Source organism: Streptomyces sp. NPDC005263 (assembly GCF_042872365.1).
Lineage (GTDB): Bacteria > Actinomycetota > Actinomycetes > Streptomycetales > Streptomycetaceae > Streptomyces.
The window spans coordinates 430726-453497 of record NZ_JBIAKJ010000004.1; the positions used below are offsets into that span (position 1 = coordinate 430726).

Here is a 22772-nt window from a genome sequence, read left to right on the forward strand (position 1 = left end):
GCATCGGACCTCCTTGGGCGGGAGCCTTCGCAATCTTCGACTGCCCGTCATCAAGGCCGAGATGCCGGCCAGCAGCGGGGTCCGGTCCTGCAACTCCTGGTGGAGCACCTCGCCGACCGCTGGGACTGGCACCCGCGCCGGGACGGCCCCGGCAAGACGGTCTGGGCGCGGTACGTCCTGCCGACGGGAGCCGGACTTCTCAGAGATCCCACTCGTCGGCCAGCAGCCCCAGGAGCCGCCGTTGCCGCTTCTGCAGCAGGGTCGGCGCCCACTCCTGGTGCTGCAACACCTGGCTGGTCAGGGCGAACGTGGAGACGCCGTGCCTGCCGGTGAAGTACTTGGCCTTCTTCTCAGGGAAGTCGTAGTTCTGGGCGTAGGCGTTCTTCGTCCGGTTGAGCAGGACGAGGTTGCCCAGTCGGTGCGTCCACTCTCCGCGCTGCTCGTCGGTGAAGTTCCGCAGCCACTGCGACCCCTGCTTCGGATTCTGCGGCAGCACGTGCTCGACGGTGATCAGGGCGTGGTCGTACGAGACTCCGGGCTTTCCGGCCAGCATCTCGTCCAGGCGCAGCAGGATGTACTTACGGGTCCTGGTGACGAGGTAGATGTCAGCATCCAGACGTGCCAGTGTCTCGGCCTTTTCCGCGTCCGTCAGGGCGAAGGATGTCGCGTCCAAGCCCTTGCCCGCGTCGAGTTCGCGCAGGAGGTCCGCGTAACGCGTGACGCGGGGAGTGGTGTAGACGCGGCGGATGAACATGCTTGCCGTCAGCCGCTCCAGTGCACCGAAGAAGCCGTCGAGCCAGGCAGGGTCGTCGCCGTGGTTACGCAGCGCCCACAGGGCCGCGGGCCGCCAGTCGTTGTTGTCGACCTGCTGGAGGCGTTTGAACCAGGCGTTGACCTGCTCCGCTCCGGAGGACGCGGAGTAGCTGGCGTCGCGGATCTGCACGTAGGCGTCCGCGTACGGCACGACGACGTCGTTGACGAACGACTCGGCCTTGCCGGGCAGGTAGTGGCTGAGCACCTGCTCGGGAAATTCTTTGAGCAGTTCGCGCTCTGCCCGCTTCATGGCGAACACCATGCGCAGGTGAAGGAAGAGGTCGGCGAAGTCGTCCCGCCCCAGGGCCTCCTCCGCGTCTTCCCACTTGCGGGCGCACTCCTCCGAGGTCTTCTCGTCCAGAGCGCCGATGATGTGTGACTTGAAGATGTCCGTGGGGGAAAGGTCCATGCCCCGGGAGTTCATCACGCTGAAGATGCGGTGGGCGCTGTCCAGATCGGGGGTGCTGACGACGACCAGGAAGGTGCGCTCGCCCAGCATCTGCACGAGGTCCAGTCGTCGGTCCTCCGACCAGCTGGCGAGTATCGCGTTCAGCGCCGTGGCGTTGCGCAGGACGGCCTTTTGCGCGTCCGTCGGCAGCGTCTCCTCCTTCAAGGCCCGCAGTTCCTCGGTGGCGCCCTTGGTCTGGACGTACTGGAGGAAGAAGCTCGCGTCGCGCTTGCGCAGGGTGAGCCGGGGCTTGGGAGCGAGCCGACGGACCTTGTTGCCGGGCTCCGTGACCAGTTTGTCGAGATCGCTGCGCAGGTCGGCATCCTCCGTCAGGTCGCGAAGGAGGGCGAGCAGGATGGTCAGGGTGGTGAGGCGCTGCTGGCCGTCGATGACCTCGGCGGGCGCGTCGCCCTTGGCCTTGACGAGCACGATGGAGCCGAGGAAGTACGGCTCGTCCGTTCCCCTGTCCAGCGACTCCTCCAAGTCGGTGAGCAGCTGAACGGCCTGCTCGACGTCCCAGGCGTAGGGCCGTTGGTAGTCCGGAATCCGGAAGTCGTAGTCACTGCTGAAGACCTTGTGTAGGGAAACTTCCTGCGCCTCTAGTTGCTGCATGTCCCAAGGATGGACGGGCTATTGACGTCGTGTCCAAGGAATCCCGCGAGCTGCACATGCTTGTGGTCCAGTCCCGGGCACAGTAACGGCACGGAGACCGAAAGGGCTGGGCGTAGCGTCGCCGGTCATGGAGCGATTACCGTGATCTACTTCTGGTCACGATGCCGATCAACGAGAAGCCAAGGTCATGACCAACCACTGCTGCGAGGCGATGACCAGCCGCGTGAACGTATTCTGCGGCCAGCACGATGACGCCTTCGCCTGCCCGGACTCACTGGTTGAGTTCAGTGCCAAGTTCCAGGAGTACGGGCTGATCATCCATGACGGCGGCACGTCGAGCATCACGATCGACTTCTGTCCCTGGTGCGGACGACGCCTCCCCGAGTCGCAGCGGAACCGATGGTTTGACGAGCTGGAGCGCCTCGGGATCGATCCCTGGGAGGACGAGCTGCCTGCCGAGTTCCAGGACGACCGCTGGCTCGGCTCTCTGCACCAGGAGTAACGAACCAGCAGTCTCGAGCCACTTCCGATACACGCCCAAGGCCGGCGCTGCGGATCACTCGTCGGTGCCGTCGTCGCCGTCCCGTCCCGCCTCCGGCTCGCCGGTGAGACGGGTGGCGAGGTGGTAGGTGACGGCGACGTCCTGGTATTCCTGACCGGGGGCGACCGGGTCCGGTAGGTGGGTGCGGTGGCTGCGGCTCGTCGACTCTCGCGTGCCGGTGCCGGGGAAGTGGACGGCTGTCCGGGGTGCCTGGGTGAAGCGGAGCCGTTCGGCGTGGACCGTCGAGCGGAACGAGATGTCCCCTGCCGGGCTCCCGGCTTGCGCGCCTCGCGTTCAGGGCGGTTCCTCAGACCCCTTGGCGGCATGACGGCGACCGGGCCTTCGTGGCAGTTTCCCGTCCTCTCCGCGCGCCCGGCGCTTGCGGGTGCGGTCGTGCCTCCGGTCGGTCCGCCCCTGCTCGTCCTCCGCGCCCTTGCGTGCGACAGCACGCGGCTCGGCCGACTCGGCGCCTTCCTGCGGGGCGTTCGCCGTGTCCGTGGCGCCGGCGACGGTGTCGCCGGCGTCCCGTGCCGTGTCGGCTGCCGCTTCCGTCTCACGCCCGACCTGTTCGGCCGCCTTTCCGGCGGCGCCGCCCGCCGTCTCACCGGCGCCTTCGACGGTCCGGCTCGTCTGCCGGCCGACGTCCTCCGCCGCCCGCCCTGCACCACGGCCTACGTCCTCCGCCGCGCGTCCTGTGCCACGGCCGACGTCCTCCGCCGCGCGCCCTGCGCCACCGCCCACGTCCTGAGCGGCCTTCCCGGCCCCTTGCCCGACATCCTGCGCCGCGGAGCCGACGCCCCGGCCCGCCTCCTGGGCAGCACCTCCGACGCCCCGGCCCGCCTCCTGAACAGCTCCCCCGGCGCCTTCGCCCACTTCCTGCACCGCGGAACCAGCGCCCTCCCCCACTTCCTGCACCGCGGATCCGGCACCCTCCCCCACATCCCGCACCGCGGACCCCGCACCCTCCCCCACATCCTGTACCGCCGACCCCGCACCCTGGCCGACCTCCTGGACGGCCTTTCCGGCGCCCGCGCCCACCTCCCCCACGGCCTGACGGGCGCCGCCGCCGACGTCCTGTACGGCGGACCCGACTCCCCGCGCCAGCTCGTGCAGGATCTCCGGGTTGCGGTCGAGGGTGGTGAGGACGCGGTCGATGATCTTTGCGACGTGGTGGAGACGCACCTTGAGCTGGGCCTGGGCCTCCACGCCCGAGATGCCCAGGTGCACCCGGCCGAGCGTGATGTCGGCGCCGACATTCAGTTTGAGCAGGTCAAGCACCTCGGCCTGCAGCGAGACATGCGCCCGCAGGTCCTCGACGTCCAGGTCGATCTCGTCGACCTTCAGGATCGGAACGTCGAGGAAGACGTCAGGACTCGCACCGGCTGCGTCCTCGTCTTCGTAGGCCCCTTCGTAAGCCTCTTCGTCGGCCTCTTCGTCAGCCTCTTCGTAGGCCTCGGGATCGGCGTACTCGTCGCTGTCCTCGGCGCTGGGTTCGTCAGCGCGCTCGTCGTCGTACTCCTCGACGGAGCCCTCGTCGTTCTCGGCGTTGCCGCGCATCGCCACGCCTCCGCGGATTGTCGTACGTTTTGACCATTTTGAACCATTTTGGGGCTCGGTGCGCGGTCAGGACCATCCGCCCAGGCCAGGGCCTCCTTAATCCTCATGCGTCGGTCTGCGGCACCCCAGTACGATCCCCTCGCCGCTCGCACATCAGTGCGTATCAGCCCCCGCACCCCCGTACGAGCATCGAGCATCGAGCATCCACAACGGGAGGGATCACTTGACCATGTCCTTAGGCGCGAGACCCCGTGCAGTCCTCGCTTCTCTGGGAACCCTCGGCCTGGCGCTGACCGGCGCCGTGTCGCCCGCGAGCGCGGCGGACGGGACGCCCACCACGCCGAGACCCGACGCGGATCACGACGGTCACCCGCGACCGCGTCCCCCATGACTTCGAGGCCCCCGCCACCCTGCCCGCCAGTGCGCTCGCCGACGGGCAGACCTACGCGTGGCAGGCGCGGACGGTGATCGGGAACGCGGCCTCGGACTGGTCTGCCCCCTGCTACGTCACGATCGACAAGACCCGCCCGGCCAACGCGCCCACCATCACCTCGCCGAACTACTCTCCGGACGGGTGGAACAAGGGGGGGGCGAGCCGGTCGAGTTCACGTTGAGCGCGGGCGGTGTCGGCGATGTCGAGGGGTTCGAGTTCTCCTGGCAGCAGGGTCTGCCGGTCATCGGCACGAGCATCGGTTCCTATGGCGTTCCGCAGCCTGTCGACCCGTACTTGGACACGACGTACTTCAAGCGTGCCGACACGCTCGGCGGTTCGGCCACGCTCCGCCTCGTCCCGCCGACCGGTTCCGGTCCGATGACGCTGTGGGTGCGCAGCCTGGACCGTGCCCACAACGGGTCGGCGATCGCCAGTTACACCTTCCGCGCCAACTCCGCGGCGCCCACCGTCACCTCGGCCGTCGCGAAGCCCGAGTTCGGTGAGCCGACCGAGTTCACGTTCCGTCCCGCCCCCGAGCTCCAGGCGAAGAGCCCGATCGTCAGCTACTCCGTACAGACCGTCGGCGGTCAGGACGACAGGACCTTCGAGGTCGCGGCGAGGGCGGACGGCACGGCGACCATGGAGCTCGCGCTGGACGGGGCCGACGGCGAGAGCCTCCAGGTGACCAGCAGGAGCGCGAACGGCTGGGTCAGCGACGCGGCTTGGTGGCGCGTCCGCTACGACACCACTCCGACCGTCGCTTCGAACGCCTATCCCGAGAACCGTGCGGGCGGCGGCGTCGGCGTCCCGGGCACCTTCACGACCTCACGGCCCACGCGACGACCCGCTCCGGCATCCAACTGGCGCCCTACGACTACTACTTCACCGTGAACTGACACCCGGAACGACCGCGAACCGGCATACGCCGGCCGATCACTGGCATGCGCATGCCGATGACGGACGGAACCTGGTCGGCGCCTTCGAAAATATTTCCGCTTTTTCTGGATTGTCTGCTTTTGCTGCTGAAAGGAGTGGTTACGCGTAGGGGAGCGACAGGAGCAAGGAGAGCACCAATGATCACTCGCGACCAGATATCTATTGTTCTGGATCATCCCGTCTATGACGGGCATGGCAACAAGATCGGTGACGCCAAGCACGTCTTCTTCGACGATGTGACCGGTGAGCCCGAATGGGTGAGCGTGAAGACCGGTTTCTTCGGCACCAGCGAGTCGTTCGTGCCGATCCACGACGGGACCGTGGTGGAGGACCACCTGGAGGTGCCCTTCGCCAAGGACACCGTCAAGGAGGCACCGAACGTCGATGTCGATGCCGGCGGACATCTGTCCGAAGAGGAAGAGCACCGCCTGTACGAGTACTACGGCGTCGACTGGGACACCGCCTGGCAGCAGGCCAACCAGCGGGCCCAAGGCCGCCGGGCAGACAGCGGCACCGCCGCGCAGACCGGAACCGCCGCCGGGACCGCCGCCGGAACCACTGCCGGGACCGCTGCTGGGAGAGAACCCGCGGGTGACGACGCGATGACGCGCTCCGAGGAGCAGATGCACGTCGGTGTCGAGCGCCGTGCGACCGGCCGGGCGCGCCTGCGCAAGTACGTCGTCACCGAGGAGGTCCAGAAGACCGTCCCCGTACGCCACGAGGAAGTCCGCGTCGAGCACGAGCCGATCACCGACGCCAACCGGGACGCCGCCATGTCCGGCACCGACATCACCGAGGCCGAACACGAGGTGACCATCCACGAAGAGCGCCCCGTCGTGGAGACGGAGGCCGTCCCCGTCGAACGCGTGCGGCTGGACACCGAGGAACGTACCGAGGAAGAGACCGTTCGCGGCAAGGTCCGCAAGGAGAAGATCGAGACCGAGCTTCCCGAAGAGACGGGCGAGACCGGCCAGACCGGCGAGACCGGCAAGACCGGCAAGACCGGCAAGACCGGCAAGACCGACTGACACGCCTGTCCGGTAATAGTCGGGTGCCCCGGTCCGTTCCGGCGTGGATGCGGAATCGTCTGCTCCCCCGGGCTCGGGGCACGCGATGCTCATGACACTTGCGCGCTCATTACCCGATGACCCCGCCGAGTGGTGGATCCTGCTGGGCGTCCTCGTTCTCTACGTGGTCGCCCGCTGGTTCTTCGCCTGGTGGCACGCCCGTCGCGAGGGCGACGACCACCCCGTGCGGGCCGCGCTCGCCGAGGAGGACGATCCCGGCCCGACGGTGACGGGCGGGTTCCGCTCCTACCGCCAGTTCTCCGGCTTCGTCGGCAGCGCCATCGCGGTGGTCCTGGTCGCCGCGCTGACGGACGGACGGCTCCGCGTCGTACTGCTGTGCGTCATGATTCCGCTGCTGGTCACAGGGCTGTCGTACCTCGACTTCCGTCAGGCTCAGAAGGCGCGCCAAGGAGCGTGACGAGTGCGTGAGTTGCGCGTGAGCCGTCGCTGGGAGTGTGGCCGTCCGTAAGGACAGTCTGGCGAAGGGGATTCCAGTGACCGTGATGGCCGAGACGGACAGCGTGGGGGCCGCGCTGGGTGCGCTCACCTTCGAGCGCACCGTGGCGAAGGGGCTCGTACACCGGCGGGCGCTGTCGGAGGTGTTCCTGACCGACAGCGCGGCGGTCGACGACGGTCGTTTCGTGGCCGGAGCGCAACTGCCGCCGTTCCACGCCTACTACACCGACCACACGACCGGGTCCGCGGTCGATCCGCTGTTCCTGCTGGAGTGCTGCCGCCAGGCCGAGACGCACGCGGTGCACGCGCACTTCGGGGCGCCGGACGGCACCAAGTTCGTGCTCCAGCAGTGGTCGATGGAGCTGCCGGGCCTGGCCGCGCTGGAGCGTGCCCACGGGCCGGCCGAGGTGACGATCGCGGCCACGACGCACGACGCGCAGTGGGTCGGGGGGTCACTGCGCGGTCTGCGGTACCGCATGGCGATCACCGTGGACGGGCGGCCGGTGGGCGAGGTGACCATGCGGGTGAAGTACGTCGCCGACAGCGTGTACGGGATGCTCCGCGGCCGACGGGACGGCGGTGACACGCCCACGTCCGAGTCGTACCGCCGCCCGGTCACGGAGGGCCTGGTGCGGCCCGGACGGGTGGGCCGGGAGCGGCAGGAGAACGTGGTGCTGCTCGACCCGGTCACCGACGGCCGGCAGGTTCGGGCACGGTTGCTGGTGGCCGGCGGGCACCCCAGCCTGTTCGACCACGCCCAGGACCACGTGCCCGGCATGGTGCTGATGGAGGCGGGACGGCAGAGCGCCCTGCTGACCGCCGAGGAACTCTTCGGGGCGCCGGCGGCGTCGTGGTCGGTCTCGGGGCTGGAAGCCTCGTTCAACGCTTACGCGGAACTCGACGAGCCCCTCATCGTGGTCGCCGACGGCTCTGAGCAGGCGGCCGCCGGTGCCGGGGCCGTCTCGATACCCGTGACGTTCGAGCAGGGCGGGCGCGGTGTCGCCCGGGCGGTCTTCACCCTGGAGGGCGCGGGCGCGGGACGGTAACCGCGGAAAGACTGTCCGGGCCCCACTTCGGTGGAGTCCGGACAGTCTTTGTGTGCCGCGTCCGGTGTGCCGCGTACCGGCCTACGCGTCCTGCCCGCTGGCGGACTGGTCGAGGTCACGGTCGCGGACCATGGTGAAGATGGCGATCGCCCCGGCGAGGGCCACGCAGGCCAGCACCACGTAGACGACGCTCCAACCGTGCTGGAGACCCTGGACCGCCCGGTCCACCAGGTCCTCTCCACCGCTCGCGCGCACCGAACCCAGTCGGCCCTGGACCACGTCGTCGGCCATCGTGCCGCTGTCCGGGCCCCCGCTGACCGTCCCGCTGTCGCCCGCGGCCAACTGCTGGCGGGTCGAGGTGAGCAGCAGTCCGCCCACACACGCGACGCCGATCGTCTCACCGGCGACCCGGAGGGTGTTGAACATGCCGGACGCCATACCGCTGCGCTCGGCCGGTACGACGCTGACCGCCGCGTTGTCCATGACGCCGAAGGCGAGGCCGATGCCGATACCGGCCAGCAGCAGCGCCGCGTACAGCCCGGTGCGGGACGACACCGGGTCGGTGAACGTCATCAGCAGCAGCGCGACGGCCAGCACCGCCGGTCCGACGGCGAGCAGCGTCCGTACCGACAGCAGCCGGACCAGGGTGGGGGTGAACAGCGGCAGGATGAAGACCGGCAGCGTCAGCGGCAGCAGCATCGCGCCGGACATCGTCGACCCCGCGCCGCCCGCGCCCTGGAAGTACGGCGGCAGGTAGACGAGCAGGGCCGCGAACGCGAAGACGATGCTCACCGGCTGCCAGATGATCGCGACGAACGTGGGGCGCCGCAGCAGGCTCAGGTCGAACATCGGCTCGGCGACGCGCAGTTCCACCACGACGAACAGGGCGAGGAACAGTGCCGCGCCCGCGAAGGAGCCGAGCGTGACGGCTCCGCCCCACCCCTGTGAGGGTCCCTCGACGAAGCCGAGGGCGAGCAGCATGAGGGCCAGGGTGAAGGTCAGGACGCCGGGCAGGTCGACGCGTCGCGCGTCCGGGTTCTTCGACTCGGGCAGCGGTCGGGCCAGGACGAGGACGACCGCGCCGAGCAGGACGTTGACCAGGAACACGGCGTGCCAGGACGCCACGCCCACCAGCAGGCCGGACACGAACGGACCCATCGCCAGGCCGAACCCGATCGAGGCGCCGAAGATGCCGAAGGCCCTGGCTCGGGCGGCCCCGCTGAAGGTGTGGGCGAGCAGCGCGGAACCACTGGTCAGTACCGCTGCCGCGCCCATGCCCTGAACGAAGCGCGCCAGGTCCACGAGCAGGATGGTGGGAGCGGTGCCCGCGACGAGCGAGGCCAGCCCGAAGACGGCCGTGCCGCTCAGGAAGAGGCGGCGGCGCCCGAAGAGGTCGGCCGCGGAACCGGCCGCGAGCATGAAGGCGGTGAACGCCACGTTGTAGGCGTTCAGCACCCACTGGGTGGAGGCGGCCGAGGCGTGCAGCGCGCCGGACATGTCGGCGAGGGCGACACCCGGCCCGGTGACGGAGATGGGCAGCATCACGGCTGCCAGGGCGATGGCCACCAGCACCCGGGTGGGGCCGACGGCGGGGCGGCCCGGGGGTGTGGTCCGGCCTTCCGGGGTGCGCGCGGCGCTGTCCGCCCGGGGGGCGGTCTGTTCGGGGTCGGTCCTGGGGGGTGCGAGTTCGGAATCAGCAGGTGACTTGGACATCGGAACCTAACCGGGGGAAGTACGGGCTGGCGGGTCGGGGGCGTGGTCAGAGCCGGGAGGCCGGCCGCGGGGCCTCGTCCGCCGACGGCGGCGCGGCCGGCGAGGGGTCCTCGGTGGTGAGGACGTCGCCGAGCTCCGCGAACGAGGTCACCTGCGCGTCGATGAAGGACCCGAACGCCGAGACGTCGTCGTCCGAGAAGACGGCGCCGCGCATCAGCACCGTACGCAGTCCGGCGATCTTGGCCGCGCGCAGGGCGAGCGGGGAGTCGTCCACCAGCAGCCACTCGGCCGGGTCCGCCACGCCTTCGGCCGCGAGCAGGGCCGCGTAGGTGTCCGGGTCGGCCTTGGAGGAGTGGTCGAGCGCCACGTAGTCCTCGGGCCGGAACAGCCCGTCGAGCAGGGAGCGGCGCGCGGTGGTGCGGTCCATGGTGGAGAACACCCGCAACCGCGTGCCCCGCGCACGCTGCTGCGCGCAGAACACCTCCACTCCCTCGCCGAGGGTCAGCGGCGTGCCCCGGACCGAGGTCAGCGACCTGAGCGCGTCGATCTCGGCGTTCAGGTGCTGTTCGATACCGAGGCCGGTGAACAGCACGCGCAGGCTCTCCCGCTGGGGAAAGGTGCTGATGGCCTTGAACTGCGTGACCGTCGCCTCGATCGGCAACTCGGTGTGGCGGTTGATGCCCTCGTGCAGTGCGAGCAGCAGCAGGCTCGACGCGTTCAGGCTCAGCACTCCGTCGAAGTCCAGCAGCACGGTCTGCGGGGAAGCGGCGCGGTCCATGGCGTAACTCCTGGGTGAGGAAGGGAGGCGCGGCCGGGAGGGGTGAGACCGCGTGGGGGGGGGAGGGAGGGGCGCCGGCGGGTGCCGGACAGGCCGGGTGGCGGCCCGTCCGGCGGGTGCCGCGGCGCTTGGGGTCAGACGCGCCAGACGGACCGCTCGGCGGCCTCGGCGTCGAGGGTGCGCAGCAGGTCCTCGTCGATGGAGTGCAGCGAGTCGACGATGTGCCGGGCACCGGTCTCACGCATCAGCTGGGGCTGGAAGCTGTGCTCGAAGGAGCTGGGGTGGCCGATGAAGGGGATCTCCAGGGCCTTGGCGACCTCCGCGACCCGGGCCACGTCGTCGATGAACAGCACGTCGTCGTACTTCAGGCCGAAGACCTCGGTGGTGATCTCGCGCAGGCCGGGGCGGAAGTCGTTGGTGCAGACGTAGCCGGGCTCGTCGAAGAGGTCGGCGTACTCGCCCAGGAAGTGGTCGAAGTGCGACTTGTCGAGGCCGCCGTAGCTGACCGTCTTCAGGCCGAGCGCGCGCAGCCGGCGCAGCAGGTCGATCGCGCCGTCGAGCAGCTCGACCGGGTGCTCGCGGGTGTACTCCTCGCGCTCCTTGAAGTAGACGTCGATCGCCTCCTGGGCGGTCCACGGGACGCGGGCCGCGTTGGCCATGCCCTGGCCGCCCACCAGCTGCGGCTGGGAGAAGATGCTGCGCTCGACGTCGGGGGTGTACTCGCCGCCGCGGCTGACGATGAAGTTGTGGATGACGGGGCTGAAGGTGTCGTTGAGCAGGACGCCGTCGATGTTGACGGCGGCCAGCTTGAGCTGCTTGAGCTTCTCTGCCATGGAATTCCTCGTTACCTAGGGCCGGGCCGCGGGACGGCACCGGAACGTGTGGGGGGGGAAGGGAGGTGGCCCGGGGGGGGCCGTCAGCGGCCGACGGTCGCCATGCCCGCCGGGTCGTAGCGGTCGCCGGAGACGACGTCGCTGGGCACCGCGGCCGACACTTCGGCGAGTTGCTCGTCGGTGAGCCGCAGGTCGGCGGCGGCGACGTTCTCGCGCAGGTAGCCGATCCGGCGGGTGCCCGGGATGGGGACGATGTCGTCGCCCTGGGCCAGCAGCCAGGCCAGGGCCAGCTGTACGGGGCTGCAGCCGTAGAGCTCCGCGAGTTCACGGAGCCGCTCGACCATCCGGACGTTGCGCGCCAGGTGCTCCTGCTGGAAGCGGGGGTGCGAGTGCCGGAAGTCGGTGGGGTCGAGGTCCTCGGGCCGGGTGATCGCGCCGGTCAGGAAACCCCGTCCGATCGGCGAGTACGCCACGAGCGAGGTGCCCAGCTCCCGGGCTGCCGGCAGGACCTCTTCCTCCACCTCGCGGGTCCACAGCGAGTACTCGGTCTGCAGCGCCGCGATGGGGTGGACGGCGTGCGCGCGGCGCAGGGTGTCCGCGGTCACCTCGGAGAGCCCGAGGTGGCCGACCTTGCCGGCTCGCACCAGCTCCGCCATGGCGCCGACGGTCTCCTCGACGGGGATGTCGGGGCTCTTGCGGTGGAGGTAGTAGAGGTCGATGTGGTCGACGCCCAGGCGCCGCAGCGAGGCGTCGACGGCCCGCCGGCAGTGCTCCGGGCTGGAGTCGATCTTCCGGCCCTCCCGCGGGTCGCTGTCGTCGCGCCGGATGCCGAACTTGGTCGCGAGGACCACCTGGTCGCGGCGGTCCGCGATGGCCCGGCCCACCAGACGCTCGTTGTGGCCCTTGCCGTACATGTCGGCGGTGTCGAGCAGCGTCACACCGCTGTCCAGGGCCGCCTGAAGGGTGGCCAGGCTCTCGGCCTCGTCGGTCGGACCGTAGAACTCCGACATCCCCATGCAGCCGAGGCCGATGGCGGAGACCACCGGGCCGTTCGTTCCTATCCTGCGTTGCTGCACTGACGTTCTCCTCGTGCGCGGTCGTGGGCCGGGTCGTGTGAAGGCGTGTCCGGAGCACGGGTGCGCCTGCGCGGCGGCACGGGCGTTCCGGACGGATTCCATGCTGGCGGCGCGTACTTACGCACTGCTCATGTGCCGCTCATGGCCGACGTGAGCGGCACATGTGCCCTGCGTGGGCCGTCGGTGAGGGAAAGCGGAGCCCGCGTTGCCACAGTGAGAACTCCGACGAGCGCCACAGCGTGGTCGGCGCACCACGACAGCAGCCAGGAGGAACAACGCAGTGACGGCTACGACAGCGACAACGGCTGTGGCTGACAGCCGCACCTCGAAGACGTCCCACGGTGACGGAGACGCCGGATGACCGGGTCGGACCGCGCGGCGGTCGTCGCCGGCCTGGGCAGCTGGGTCCCGTCCACGGTGGTCACCAACGACGACCTCGCCCGGCAACTGGACACCTCGGACGAGTGGATCAGCAGCCGCACCGGGATCCGCCGGCGGCACGTCATCGACCCGGGCGGATCGACCGGTGACCTCGCCGTCGAGGCCGGGCGCCGGGCCCTGAAGTCCGCGGGCGAGGAGCGGGCCGACATCGTCGTGGTCGCCACCAGCACCCCGGACCGCCCCTGCCCGGCCACCGCGCCGGAGGTCGCCGACCGGCTGGGGCTCGACGGTGTCGGCGCGTTCGACATCGCCGCCGTGTGCACGGGCTTCGTCTACGCGCTGGGGGCGGCCGCCGGTTTCATCCAGGCGGGCTTCGCCGGTTCCGTCCTGGTCATCGGGGCGGACACGTTCTCCACCATCCTCAACCCGGCCGACCGTACGACCAGGGCCATTTTCGGAGACGGCGCCGGGGCGGTGTACCTGCGGGCCGGCCGGGCGACGGAGCCCGGTGCCCTCACGGGGCTCCACCTCGGCAGCGACGGCGGCCAGAGCGACCTCATCCAGGTGGCGGCCGGCGGCTCACGGCAGCGTTCCACCGGTCTGCCGGCCGCCGCGGAGGCCACGTACTTCACCATGGAGGGCCGCCCGGTCTTCGCGGAGGCCGTGCGCCACATGGCGGCCTCCGTGACGACGACGGCCGACGCCGCGGGCTGGGCGGTCGAGGACCTCGACAAGGTCGTCCTGCACCAGGCCAACGCGCGCATCCTGGCGGCGGTCGCCGAGCGCCTCGACCTACCGCTCGACCGGTTCCCCGCCAACATCGAGCGGGTCGGCAACACCGTCGCGGCCTCGATCCCGCTGGTCCTGGCCGACGCCTCGGCCGACGGCGAACTGCTCCCCGGCCAGCGTGTCGTGCTCGGCGGGTTCGGCGGGGGTCTCACCTGGGGGTCGGTGGCCCTCGTATGGCCCGATATCACGGCGGTCTGACGCCGGTCCGCACCCAGCTCCCCCCACCCCTCACCTCTCATCACTTCCCCTCATCACTCATCGCGTCACAAGGAGAAACACCATGCAGGCAATCGCGGAGCGCGTCTCGGTCCTTCTCTCGGACCAGTTCAAGGTCAAGCCGGAGATCATCGCGTCCGAGGTGACCCTCGGCAAACTGTCCTTCGACTCCCTGGTCCTGATCGAGCTCGGCCTCGTCCTGGACAAGGAGTTCGGCGTGGAGATCGAGGACGGTGAGCTCACCGAGCAGCACACCCTGGACGACCTGGTCCAGCTCCTGTCGGCCAAGGGAGCGGCGGTCTGATGGCGGACGGTCGTACGAACGGCATAGCCGTCACCGGTCTGGGTCTGGTGACCCCGGCCGGGATCGGCGTGGCGGAGAACTGGGAGCGGGTGCTGTCAGGGCGCTCCTGCGCCACCCGCGACCCCGCACTCGACGCGCTGTCGGTCGACTTCTCCTGCCGGGTGCCGGGGTTCGACGCCGGTGAACTGCTCGGCGGCTTCGCCGGCTGGCAGCTGGAGCGGTTCGTCCAACTCGCCATCGTGGCCTCGCGGATGGCCGTCGCCGACGCGGGCTGGGACTCCACGTCCTGGGACGGTGCCCGGGTGGGGGTGGTGCTCGGCAACTCGCTCGGCGGTGCCGCCACCTTCGCCGAGCAGCACGACACGCTGCGCGATCGCGGCGCCGAGAAGGTCTCGCCGCTGCTGGTGACGAAGTACATGCCGAACATGGTCGCGGGCTATGTGGCGATCGACTGTGGTGCCCGGGGGCCGAGTCTGGTCACGGCCACCGCGTGCGCGTCCGGCGCGACCGCCATCGGCACCGCCCGGGACCTGCTGCGTTCCGGGGCCTGCGACATCGTGCTGGCGGGCGCCAGCGAGTCGGCGCTCACTCCGACGGTGATGGCCGGTCTGTGCAAGATGGGCGCGCTGTCCAAGTCGGGGGACGCGCCCGAGCACGCCGGTAAACCGTTCGACGCGGAGCGGGACGGTTTCGTGGCCGCGGAGGCGGCCGGGGTGCTCGTCCTGGAGCGGGAGGCGGACGCCCGTGCCCGGGGCGCGTCGGTCCGCGCCGTCGTCAGGGGGTACGGATCCTCGTCCGACGCCCACCACGCCACCGCCCCGCACCCCGACGGGGAGGGCATCGAGCGGGCACTGCGCGCCGCCCTGGCGGACGCCGGTGTGGAGCCCTCGGACGTCCGCCACGTCAACGCGCACGGCACGGCCACCGCGATGAACGACCTGGTCGAGGGCAGGATGCTGCGCCGTGTCCTGGGCGACACGCCCCTGGTCACGTCGACCAAGGGAGTCACCGGCCACGCGCTGGCGGCCGCGGGTGCCATCGAGGCGGCGTACACGGTGCTGGCCGTGCAGCACGGCACGGTGCCGCCGACGGCGAACCTGAAGAACCCGGACCCCGCCATCGAGTTGAACCTGGTCAGCGGTGAGGCCCGGACCACCCCGGTGGACGTCGCCGTCAGCACGTCGCTGGGGTTCGGCGGCCACAACGCCGCGCTCGTCATCACGTCGGCCTGAGCCCCACGGTGGGCCGGGCCGTCCGGGCCGGGAGCGTGCTCCCGGCCCGGCGCCGCCGGGCCGCCCTCCTCGACGACGCCCCGACCGCCCGATTCGGCAAGGAGCAAGGAATGAGCATGGTTTCCCACTCCGCCGGCTGGACGCACCTGCTGCGCCCCACGGCCCACCGCGACAGTCGCGTCGTCGTCTTCCCGCACGCCGGCGCCGGAGCGGAGCGCTATGCGAGCGTCCTGGCCGGGCTGCCGGACTCGGTGGAGGTGGTGGGCGTCACCCTGCCCGGGCGGGAGCGGCGCGCGAGCCTCGCACCGCGTACGACGCTGACCGCCGCCGTGTCGGGCGTCCGCCGGGAGCTGTCCGCCCTCGCGCCCGCCCCCACGGTCTTCTACGGGCACAGTCTGGGAGGGCTGCTGGCGCTCGCCGTGGCGCACGCGGGCGGCGGACGCTGTGACGGTCTGGTCGTGAGCTGTTCCCGCCCGGGCGCCCGGAGCCTGCCCCGCCCGCGGCACCCGGACGCCGCCGCCGAACTGGCCGAGATCTTCGCCTGGCACCGCCTGCCCGCCGACGCCCTGCACGACCCGTCACTCAGCCCCGCGCGGCAGGTCCTGGCCCATGACCTCGCGCTCGCGCGGCACGCGCTGCGCGCCGTGGACTCCCTCCGGCTCACCGTGCCGGTGACCGCGCTGGCCGGTACGGACGATCCGCTCGTCCCACTCGGCGAACTGCCCCTGTGGGCCCGCTTCACGTCGGGGCCGTTCCGTCAACGTTCCGCCCAGGGCGGGCACTTCTTCCCGTTCACCCCGAACGGACAGGGTGTCCTGCTGGAAGAGCTGGCCGCGTCCCTGACGGCCGCTCACGCCGCAGACGTGGTGCGGGGGTCGGCGCGAGGACTGCCGGCCTCGTCCCCCGCCCGCTGACGAGCGCGGCTCCTCCCACGGGCGCCGCTACGCCCCGACGAGGTGCCCGGAGCGGTCGTCCAGGAAGGTGTGTGCCAGCTCGTCGTCACAGTTCAGGATCTGCTGCTGGAGGCGGCGCAGACGGTGCGAGGGCTCCAGGCCGATCCCGTCGGTCAGCGCGGCGCGAACGCCCTGATAGGTGGCGAGCGCGTCATTGCGGCGCCCCGAGAGGTGCAGCGCCAGCATCAGGTACTCGTGCAGCACCTCGTCGTAGGGATTGAGGGCCACGAGTGCGTGCAGTTCGCCGATGACCTCGGCGTAACGGCCCAACCGCAGGTCCAGGCCGACGCGTTGACTCAGCACCGCCTTGCGGTCCTCCTCCAGCCGTAGCACGTGCGGGTGCAGCACGGGCCCGGCCGGCACGTCCGCCAGGGGCGCGTCACGCCACAGCTTCAGCGCGTTGTTCAGCTGGGCCGACGCCTGCGACAGGTCTCCCCTGGCCTCCGCCTCGCCCGCCACCGACACGAGCTTGTGGTAGCCGACGATGTCGAACTGTTCGCCGGGGACTTCGAGCCGGTACCCGGTGGCCTCGGTGATCAGCGTCTCCTTGGGCAGACGGTCCGAGGGGCCGCCGTCGACGGCGCGGCCGATGCTCTTCCTGATCTGCATCACGCAGTTCTGGATGCCCGTCGAGGCGCTCATGGGCACGTCCAGGCCCCACAGTTCGCGCTCGATGGCGGCCCGCTGCACCACGCGGCCCCGGTTCAGGATGAGCACGGCGAGGAGCTTTCTGGCCTTCAGCGCCGTGGGGACCACCGACACGCCGTTCATGGTCACGCGCAGGGGGCCCAGCACTCTGGCGATCATCCGTCCTCCTCCTGGTCGGCGGCCGGGCCCCGAGAGGGCGGCCCGGCCGGGGCGCGGTTACGCTCCGGGATTCTGTGTAGCAGTTTATCAATGGACTGTAGCTCATGTTTCACCCGGGAAAGGTCACGATTCCAGCACCCTGAGGGCGGAAACAGCAGGTCATTCACCACGTGAGATGGGCGAAAAGTCGCCGTAACCCGATCTTCTCCTGGTGTTCGCAGGCATCCCTAGAGTCGACTGGAAGTCAAACTTGCTCTCTGGTGTACTTTTGCATCCGGACATCACCAGACTGAGGGGGCTTCGTGCGGCAAGGCGGCATGCCTGACATCGCGATCGTCGGGATGGGATGCAGGTTCCCCGGAGCGCCCGGGGTGCGTGCGTTCTGGCACCTGCTCGAAGACAACACCGACGCCGTCACACCCGTACCGGAGGACCGGTTCGACATCGAGCGGTACTACTCCGCGCGGCCGGGCGAGCCGGGCAGGACCGTCTCGCGGCACGGCGGGTTCATCGACGACCTGTACGGCTTCGACGCCGCCTTCTTCGGAATCGCCCCGCGCGAGGCGCAGGCCATGGATCCCCAGCAACGGGTCCTCCTCCAGGTCGTCTGGGAGGCGCTGGAGGACGCGCACATCCTCCCGTCCACGCTGGCGGGCAGCCGCACCGGTGTGTTCGTGGGGCAGGCGACCGCCGAGTACGCGGACCAGGCGAAGCCCGACGGACCTCAGGACCTGCACGGCATGGCGGGCAACCGGCTCCGGACGATCACCGCGGGGCGCCTCTCCTTCGCCCTCGACCTGCGGGGGCCCAGCCTGGTGGTCGACACGGCGTGCTCCTCGTCCCTGGTCGCCGTGCACCTCGCCCGGCAGAGCCTGCTGACCGGGGACAGCGACCTGGCCGTCGCCGCGGGAGTCAACGCCGTGCTCTCCCCGTCCGACGCGATCACCTACTCGCAGGGCGGCATGCTCGCACCCGACGGGCGCTGCAAGTTCGCCGACGCCTCCGGTGACGGCTTCGTCCGCAGCGATGGAGTGGGGGCGGTACTGCTCAAGCGTCTGCCCGACGCGTTGCGCGACGGCGACCAGGTCCTCGCCGTACTGAAGGGAAGCGCCGTCACCAACGACGGCCAGGGCAGCGGAACACTGCTCCAGCCCGCCGTGTCCGGACAGACCGAGATGATCCGCTCCGCCTGCCGCAGCGCCGGCATCACCCCGGACCAGCTCGACTACGTGGAGGCCCACGGCACCGGCACGCCCGTCGGCGACGGGGTCGAACTGCGCGCGCTGACACAGGCGTTGGGCGACGAAAGACGGTCCCGGACCCGCCCGCTGCCCATCGGCTCCGTCAAGACCAACATCGGCCACGCCGAAGCCGCGGCCGGGATCGCGGGCCTGATCAAGACGGTGCTCATCGCCCGGCACCGCACCATCCCCGCCTCCCTCCACCTGCGCACCCCGCACCCCGTCCTGGCCCGGAACACCGGCCCTCTGGAATGCGTCACCCGCAACACCCCCCTGGTGCCGGGCGGCCCGGCCGCACTCCTGGGCGTCAGTTCCTTCGGCCTGTCCGGCACCAACGCCCACGTGATCGTGGGCGAGTACGTGCCCGAGCCGGCCCACCAGCCCGTTCCGGAGGCGGACCTGGGGCCCAGGCCCGAGCGAGTTCTCGAGCACGTTCCCGAGCGCGTTGCCGACCGATTTCCCGACCGATTTCCCGAGCAGCGCACCGGGCGGCAGGCCTCGTACGACGCCGCCTCGGAACCCCGGTTGCTGCTGCTCAGCGCCCGCACTCCGGCCGCCCTGACCCAACTCGCCGCGCGCTACGCCGACTTCCTGGCAGACGGCGAGGGACGCTCGTACCCGCTGCGGGACATCTGCCATGCCGCCGCGACCCGACGTGACGCCCACCCCCACCGCCTGTGGGCGGTCGGCCGCACCCATGACGAACTCGCCGCCACCCTGCGCGCCCTGGCCGTCGGCGAGGAGACCCCGGACGGAGGGGTGGCGGACGCCGGTTTCGCGGGCGACCGCCGGATCGCCTTCGTCTTTCCCGGGCAGGGCTCGCAATGGCTCGGCATGGGCCGCCGGCTGCTGGCCTCCGAACCGGTGTTCCGCCGCACCCTGACGGAATGCGACGCGCTCGTCCGGGAGGAACTGGGCTGGTCGGTCATCGACCTACTGACCGGCGACGGCGACGGCGACGGCGATGGCGATGGCGATGGCGAGAACGTACCGCCGCCGGAACTCCCCGATGACGTCGCGGTGGTGCAGCCCCTCCTGTGGGCCGTGCAGGTGTCGCTGGCCGCGCTCCTGCGCGCCAAGGGGGTCGAACCCGACCTCTGCATCGGACACAGCATGGGCGAGGCGGCCGGCGCCCACGTCTGCGGGACGCTGTCGCTCCAGGACGCCGCCTCGGTCATCTGCCGGCGCAGCTCCCTGATGCAGCGGCTGGCAGGGCGCGGCGCGATGCTCGCCGTCGAACTCGACGCGCCGACCGCGGCGGACGCCGCCGCGCCCTACGGCGAGACGGTGTGCGTCGCCGCGGAGAACGCCCCCAGGAGCACCGTGCTCGCCGGGGACGCGCACGCTCTGCGGCTCATCGCCGAACAGCTTCAGGACGAAGGGGTGTTATGCCGACCCGTCAAGGTCAACGTGGCGTCCCACTCCCCGTACATGGCGGAACTGCGGGACGACCTGGCCGACGCCCTCGCCCATCTCACCCCGCTGCCCGCCCGTACCGCGATGTTCTCCACCACCCGCTGTGAGCCGGTCGACGGACCCGAGCTGGACGCCGCCTACTGGGTGGACAACCTTCGCGAGCGGGTCCGCTTCGTCGAGGCCGTACAGGCGGCCGCCCAGGAGGAGACGGTGTTCCTGGAGGTCAGCCCGCATCCGCTGCTCGTCCAGTCCGTCACGGCGACCCTTGAGGAACGGGGCGCCGCCCCGGCCGCCGTGGCCACCCTCAAGCGTCACCAGGACGACGGCGAGAACATCACCCGGGCGCTGGGGCAGCTCTTCTCGCACGGCGGACGCATCGACTTCGACCGCCTCTTCGACGGGACCGCGCCCCGCGTGCCGCTGCCGACGTACGCCTGGGACCAGGAACAGTTCAGGACGGCGCCCGCTCCCGCTCCGGCGCCCGCCGAGCACGTACGGGAGGTCGAGCTGCGCGAGTTGGGCCTGGACGATCTCGGGGAGAGCGTCCGCACGCGGGGCGGCGCGGCCGTCGTACCGCCGGTGCTGTACGTCGAGGCGGTCCTGCGGGCGGCGGGCGGTATCACGGGACGCGGTGAACGCGTACTGGGTGAAGGCGTACTGGGTGAAGGCGTACTGGAGGACGTCGAGTTCGGGGACCGGCCCTGGGAGCTGGCGCAGGCGCGGGACGCCGCGGTGCGCGTGCGCCTGGCGCCTGCCGCGACGGGTCAGGGGTGTTTCGTGTTCACCGTCACGGCGCTGCGCACCCCGGACGGGGCCCGGGACGGTGAGCTGTGCCTGACGGGCAGGTTCCGCACGGCGGGCGCGGACGCAGGCGACAGCGCGGGCCCCGCCACTCCCTACCCCCTGGCAGCCGAGCCGCACGGCCGGGAACTGCTGGACGCCGGTCTGACCCGGTGCACCACATACGTACCGGCGGCGGAGTTCTACCGCCGCGCCCAGGGCCGCGGCTACACCATCGACGCATCGCTGCGCACGGTGGCCCAACTGTGGTGCGCGGAAGGTGAGTCAGTGGCTCGCATGCGCCGCTCCCCCGGCGCGACGGCGACCGGACTCGAGGCCGGGCTCCTGACGATGCTCGCCGCGTGGCCGCACCCCACGGGCGCGGAAGGGAGCGGGGACGGGAGCGGGGACGGGTACGTGCCGGTGTCCTTCGGCCGCGTCCTGGTCCGGGACGCGGCGGGAGTCGGCCGGGACCACTGGTGCGTGGCCCGCTTCACGCCCTCCGACGGTACGGACGACGCGCGCTGCGACGTGTGGCTGACGGCCGAGGACGGGCACCTGATCGCGGAGTTCCGTGACATACGGCTGCGCCGCCGACCGACGGGTTCCGTGGGGTCCGTGGGTTCCGTGGGGTCCGCCCCCGAGACGCGCGACGCCGAACCCTCCGAGCCCGGGCCCGAGCCCGCGCCCCCGACTGGTCGAGAGGCTGCCTCCGACCTGCCGCCCACCTCCGACGACGTCCTGAAACAGGCCGCCACCGTGCTCGGACTGTCGGCGACCCGCCTCGATCCGCGCAGGCCGCTGCGGACCCTGGGGCTGGACTCCCTGCTGGCGACCGAACTCAGGGTGCGACTGCACCGCACGGCGGGTGTCGACATACCCGCCACCCGGCTGCTGGGTCGCGAACCCATCGGTGTGATCGCAGCGTCCGTGGTCTCCCGACCGTAAAAAGGAAGACCATGACTCATAGATGTACCGTGGTATAATTTTTGGGGGCGATGGGAGCCCGCACAACGACGTGAGAAGGCGAGGAAGTACATGGCCTCTGAACCCGCCCGCCCCCTCGGGCGCAGAGAGCGCAGCAAGCAGCGGGTACGGGACCGCATCTACACATCTGCCCTGTCCCTCTTCGCCGAGCAGGGTTACGACCGCACCACGATCGACCAGATCGCCGAGCACGCCGACGTGGCCCGCGGCACCTTCTTCAACTACTTCCAGCGCAAGGAAGACCTGGTCACCGCATGGGCCGAGGCCCGCAAGCGGCGCCTGGAGCTGTGCATGGAAGAGTCGATGAAGTCCCAGAACGACGATGTGACGGTGCACCTGGAGAGGTGCATGGCGGCCCTGGCGGAGTTCAACGAGTCCGAACGTGAGATCACCGCGGCCATGCTCCAGGCCTGGGTGAAGGCCGGGCAGCCCCTCCTCGAGGAGCCCTACGCGGGCCAGGTCTTCGCCAACATCATCGAAGCCGGCCGCCAGCGCGGCGAGGTCACCTTCGACATCGATCCGCTGCGCGTCGGCAACATCCTCCGCGATTCCTACCTGGGCCTGCTCTACCGCTGGTCACAGGACCCGGGCGCGCGCATACCGCTCCACATCGAACTCCGCGAGGTACTCAGGATCGTCCTCACGGGCGTCCTGTCGTACACCCAGCACGGACGCGGCGCCCCGGCCTCCTCGGCTGCCGCTGCCCCGCTCGCGGAGGCGTCGCATCCGTAGCCGGCGCCACTACATGTGAGCCGACGGACCGGCCGCGCCGACCCTCAGGTCGCCGGCCGGTCCGCTCCATGGGCGATTCTTGGCCGTCACCTCACCCCCCATCCTCTTGCGTGTGGTCATCCGCGGGAGGAGGATCCTGCAGATCAAGGGAGCGGTGATGCTGCGGTTCATGGACTGGTCCGTGGTCGCGATGGGATGCCTGCTGGTTCTCGGCAGCCTCGTCGGCCGGTGGCGGGAACGCACCCGGACCCGGCGGAGCGAGCACCTCGACCAGCGCCTGCGCTTCCTCTGGGCATGGCTGCCCCTCCTCATGGGCCTGGGCATGATCGGTACCAAGGTGCCGGCCCTGTTGCACGCACCCCACACCGTCGTCGAGAGCATCGACGCGCTCAACTTCATGCTGGCGGCCACGGTCTTGGTCTTCACCCTGTGGACGGTGCACCGCTTTTTCCGGGCGCGGGACACCATGTGACAGCGACCCCCATTGGCAGGGCGGCCGGGAGGGACAACGCACAAAGCCGCAACTGCGTTCTTCAGCACGTGAGTTGTGCGGGGTGACTGTGCCGAGGATGCTGGCTGTGGCGGGGCATGGACAAGTCAAGAACCGGGGGAGTTCATGGCTGCG

19 protein-coding genes are annotated in these 22772 nt (G+C 70.6%); 12 read left to right on the forward strand and 7 right to left on the reverse strand.

The features are described from left to right. Positions 1-199 precede the first annotated feature (199 nt). Positions 200-1873, reverse strand: coding sequence for a DUF262 domain-containing protein (locus ACFYRY_RS20485; RefSeq protein WP_389147220.1), 1674 nt, complete (start codon positions 1871-1873; stop codon positions 200-202). A gap of 187 nt (positions 1874-2060) precedes the next feature. Here ACFYRY_RS20485 and ACFYRY_RS20490 point away from each other — a divergent pair, with 187 nt between their 5' ends. Beyond that, the gene (locus ACFYRY_RS20490; RefSeq protein WP_389147223.1) at positions 2061-2375 is read left to right on the forward strand and encodes a DUF6980 family protein; all 315 of its coding nucleotides are present in this window, start codon (positions 2061-2063) and stop codon (positions 2373-2375) included. Between the two features lie 333 nt (positions 2376-2708). Here ACFYRY_RS20490 and ACFYRY_RS20495 read toward each other — a convergent pair whose 3' ends face one another. Continuing rightward, a complete protein-coding gene (locus ACFYRY_RS20495; RefSeq protein WP_389147225.1) occupies positions 2709-3971 on the reverse strand; it encodes a hypothetical protein in 1263 nt (420 codons plus the stop codon). 574 nt (positions 3972-4545) lie between these two features. On the opposite strand from ACFYRY_RS20495, the gene ACFYRY_RS20500 reads away from it, so the two are divergent. The 4 genes from ACFYRY_RS20500 (at position 4546) to ACFYRY_RS20515 (ending at position 7909) form a co-directional block, all read left to right on the forward strand. Continuing rightward, positions 4546-5295, forward strand: coding sequence for a hypothetical protein (locus ACFYRY_RS20500; RefSeq protein WP_389147228.1), 750 nt, complete (start codon positions 4546-4548; stop codon positions 5293-5295). Between the two features lie 182 nt (positions 5296-5477). Continuing rightward, positions 5478-6368 (forward strand): DUF2382 domain-containing protein, encoded by an 891-nt coding sequence (locus tag ACFYRY_RS20505; protein WP_389147231.1) that lies wholly within the window; start codon positions 5478-5480, stop codon positions 6366-6368. A 91-nt stretch (positions 6369-6459) separates the two neighbouring features. Next, the gene (locus ACFYRY_RS20510; RefSeq protein ID WP_389147234.1) at positions 6460-6825 is read left to right on the forward strand and encodes a hypothetical protein; all 366 of its coding nucleotides are present in this window, start codon (positions 6460-6462) and stop codon (positions 6823-6825) included. An 85-nt stretch (positions 6826-6910) separates the two neighbouring features. After that, on the forward strand, positions 6911-7909 hold the full coding sequence (locus tag ACFYRY_RS20515; RefSeq protein WP_389148372.1) for a ScbA/BarX family gamma-butyrolactone biosynthesis protein: 999 nt from the start codon (positions 6911-6913) through the stop codon (positions 7907-7909). 81 nt (positions 7910-7990) lie between these two features. Here the strand turns inward: ACFYRY_RS20515 and ACFYRY_RS20520 are convergent, their stop codons facing one another. The 4 genes from ACFYRY_RS20520 to ACFYRY_RS20535 form a co-directional block, all read right to left on the reverse strand. Further along, positions 7991-9622 (reverse strand): MFS transporter, encoded by a 1632-nt coding sequence (locus tag ACFYRY_RS20520; protein ID WP_389147236.1) that lies wholly within the window; start codon positions 9620-9622, stop codon positions 7991-7993. A 46-nt stretch (positions 9623-9668) separates the two neighbouring features. After that, complete coding sequence (locus ACFYRY_RS20525; protein ID WP_389147239.1) at positions 9669-10400, reverse strand: HAD-IA family hydrolase; 732 nt, start codon at positions 10398-10400, stop codon at positions 9669-9671. A gap of 134 nt (positions 10401-10534) precedes the next feature. Beyond that, positions 10535-11233 (reverse strand): HAD family phosphatase, encoded by a 699-nt coding sequence (locus ACFYRY_RS20530; protein WP_356776311.1) that lies wholly within the window; start codon positions 11231-11233, stop codon positions 10535-10537. A gap of 83 nt (positions 11234-11316) precedes the next feature. Then, entirely contained in the window at positions 11317-12309 is a 993-nt protein-coding gene (locus ACFYRY_RS20535; RefSeq protein ID WP_389147242.1) for an aldo/keto reductase, read from the reverse strand. 357 nt (positions 12310-12666) lie between these two features. On the opposite strand from ACFYRY_RS20535, the gene ACFYRY_RS20540 reads away from it, so the two are divergent. From ACFYRY_RS20540 to ACFYRY_RS20555, 4 genes are all read left to right on the forward strand, one after another. Next, the gene (locus tag ACFYRY_RS20540) at positions 12667-13677 is read left to right on the forward strand and encodes a beta-ketoacyl-ACP synthase III (RefSeq protein WP_389147245.1); all 1011 of its coding nucleotides are present in this window, start codon (positions 12667-12669) and stop codon (positions 13675-13677) included. 82 nt (positions 13678-13759) lie between these two features. Next, complete coding sequence (locus ACFYRY_RS20545) at positions 13760-13999, forward strand: acyl carrier protein (RefSeq protein ID WP_389147248.1); 240 nt, start codon at positions 13760-13762, stop codon at positions 13997-13999. Beyond that, positions 13999-15231, forward strand: coding sequence for a beta-ketoacyl-[acyl-carrier-protein] synthase family protein (locus ACFYRY_RS20550; protein ID WP_389147251.1), 1233 nt, complete (start codon positions 13999-14001; stop codon positions 15229-15231). The genes ACFYRY_RS20545 and ACFYRY_RS20550 overlap by 1 nt, the downstream gene beginning before the upstream one ends. 110 nt (positions 15232-15341) lie before the next feature. Beyond that, entirely contained in the window at positions 15342-16145 is an 804-nt protein-coding gene (locus tag ACFYRY_RS20555) for a thioesterase II family protein (protein ID WP_389147253.1), read from the forward strand. A 27-nt stretch (positions 16146-16172) separates the two neighbouring features. Here the strand turns inward: ACFYRY_RS20555 and ACFYRY_RS20560 are convergent, their stop codons facing one another. After that, entirely contained in the window at positions 16173-16991 is an 819-nt protein-coding gene (locus ACFYRY_RS20560; RefSeq protein WP_389147255.1) for a BTAD domain-containing putative transcriptional regulator, read from the reverse strand. A gap of 317 nt (positions 16992-17308) precedes the next feature. Here ACFYRY_RS20560 and ACFYRY_RS20565 point away from each other — a divergent pair, with 317 nt between their 5' ends. The 3 genes from ACFYRY_RS20565 to ACFYRY_RS20575 all read left to right on the forward strand — a co-directional run bounded on the left by ACFYRY_RS20565 (position 17309) and on the right by ACFYRY_RS20575 (position 22619). Further along, positions 17309-21376: a type I polyketide synthase gene (locus ACFYRY_RS20565; RefSeq protein ID WP_389147258.1), complete on the forward strand. Its 4068-nt coding sequence runs from the start codon at positions 17309-17311 to the stop codon at positions 21374-21376. Between the two features lie 90 nt (positions 21377-21466). Further along, positions 21467-22147, forward strand: coding sequence for a TetR/AcrR family transcriptional regulator (locus ACFYRY_RS20570; RefSeq protein WP_389147261.1), 681 nt, complete (start codon positions 21467-21469; stop codon positions 22145-22147). Positions 22148-22259: 112 nt separating this feature from the next. Further along, positions 22260-22619 carry a hypothetical protein gene (locus tag ACFYRY_RS20575; RefSeq protein ID WP_389147264.1) on the forward strand — a complete coding sequence of 120 codons (360 nt, stop codon included), beginning with the start codon at positions 22260-22262 and terminating at the stop codon, positions 22617-22619. Positions 22620-22772: the final 153 nt, after the last annotated feature.

What these genes read in the sequence shown, in the direction of transcription:
- ACFYRY_RS20505 (WP_389147231.1), top strand. Translation starts at nt 5,478, where the DNA reads ATGATCACTCGCGACCAGATATCTATTGTTCTGGATCATCCCGTCTAT.
- ACFYRY_RS20510 (WP_389147234.1), top strand. Translation starts at nt 6,460, where the DNA reads ATGACACTTGCGCGCTCATTACCCGATGACCCCGCCGAGTGGTGGATC.
- ACFYRY_RS20545 (WP_389147248.1), top strand. Translation starts at nt 13,760, where the DNA reads ATGCAGGCAATCGCGGAGCGCGTCTCGGTCCTTCTCTCGGACCAGTTC.
- ACFYRY_RS20520 (WP_389147236.1), bottom strand. Translation starts at nt 9,622, where the DNA reads ATGTCCAAGTCACCTGCTGATTCCGAACTCGCACCCCCCAGGACCGAC.
- ACFYRY_RS20515 (WP_389148372.1), top strand. Translation starts at nt 6,911, where the DNA reads ATGGCCGAGACGGACAGCGTGGGGGCCGCGCTGGGTGCGCTCACCTTC.
- ACFYRY_RS20565 (WP_389147258.1), top strand. Translation starts at nt 17,309, where the DNA reads ATGCCTGACATCGCGATCGTCGGGATGGGATGCAGGTTCCCCGGAGCG.
- ACFYRY_RS20530 (WP_356776311.1), bottom strand. Translation starts at nt 11,233, where the DNA reads ATGGCAGAGAAGCTCAAGCAGCTCAAGCTGGCCGCCGTCAACATCGAC.
- ACFYRY_RS20490 (WP_389147223.1), top strand. Translation starts at nt 2,061, where the DNA reads ATGACCAACCACTGCTGCGAGGCGATGACCAGCCGCGTGAACGTATTC.
- ACFYRY_RS20550 (WP_389147251.1), top strand. Translation starts at nt 13,999, where the DNA reads ATGGCGGACGGTCGTACGAACGGCATAGCCGTCACCGGTCTGGGTCTG.
- ACFYRY_RS20570 (WP_389147261.1), top strand. Translation starts at nt 21,467, where the DNA reads ATGGCCTCTGAACCCGCCCGCCCCCTCGGGCGCAGAGAGCGCAGCAAG.
- ACFYRY_RS20495 (WP_389147225.1), bottom strand. Translation starts at nt 3,971, where the DNA reads ATGCGCGGCAACGCCGAGAACGACGAGGGCTCCGTCGAGGAGTACGAC.
- ACFYRY_RS20555 (WP_389147253.1), top strand. Translation starts at nt 15,342, where the DNA reads ATGAGCATGGTTTCCCACTCCGCCGGCTGGACGCACCTGCTGCGCCCC.
- ACFYRY_RS20525 (WP_389147239.1), bottom strand. Translation starts at nt 10,400, where the DNA reads ATGGACCGCGCCGCTTCCCCGCAGACCGTGCTGCTGGACTTCGACGGA.
- ACFYRY_RS20540 (WP_389147245.1), top strand. Translation starts at nt 12,667, where the DNA reads ATGACCGGGTCGGACCGCGCGGCGGTCGTCGCCGGCCTGGGCAGCTGG.
- ACFYRY_RS20485 (WP_389147220.1), bottom strand. Translation starts at nt 1,873, where the DNA reads ATGCAGCAACTAGAGGCGCAGGAAGTTTCCCTACACAAGGTCTTCAGC.
- ACFYRY_RS20560 (WP_389147255.1), bottom strand. Translation starts at nt 16,991, where the DNA reads ATGATCGCCAGAGTGCTGGGCCCCCTGCGCGTGACCATGAACGGCGTG.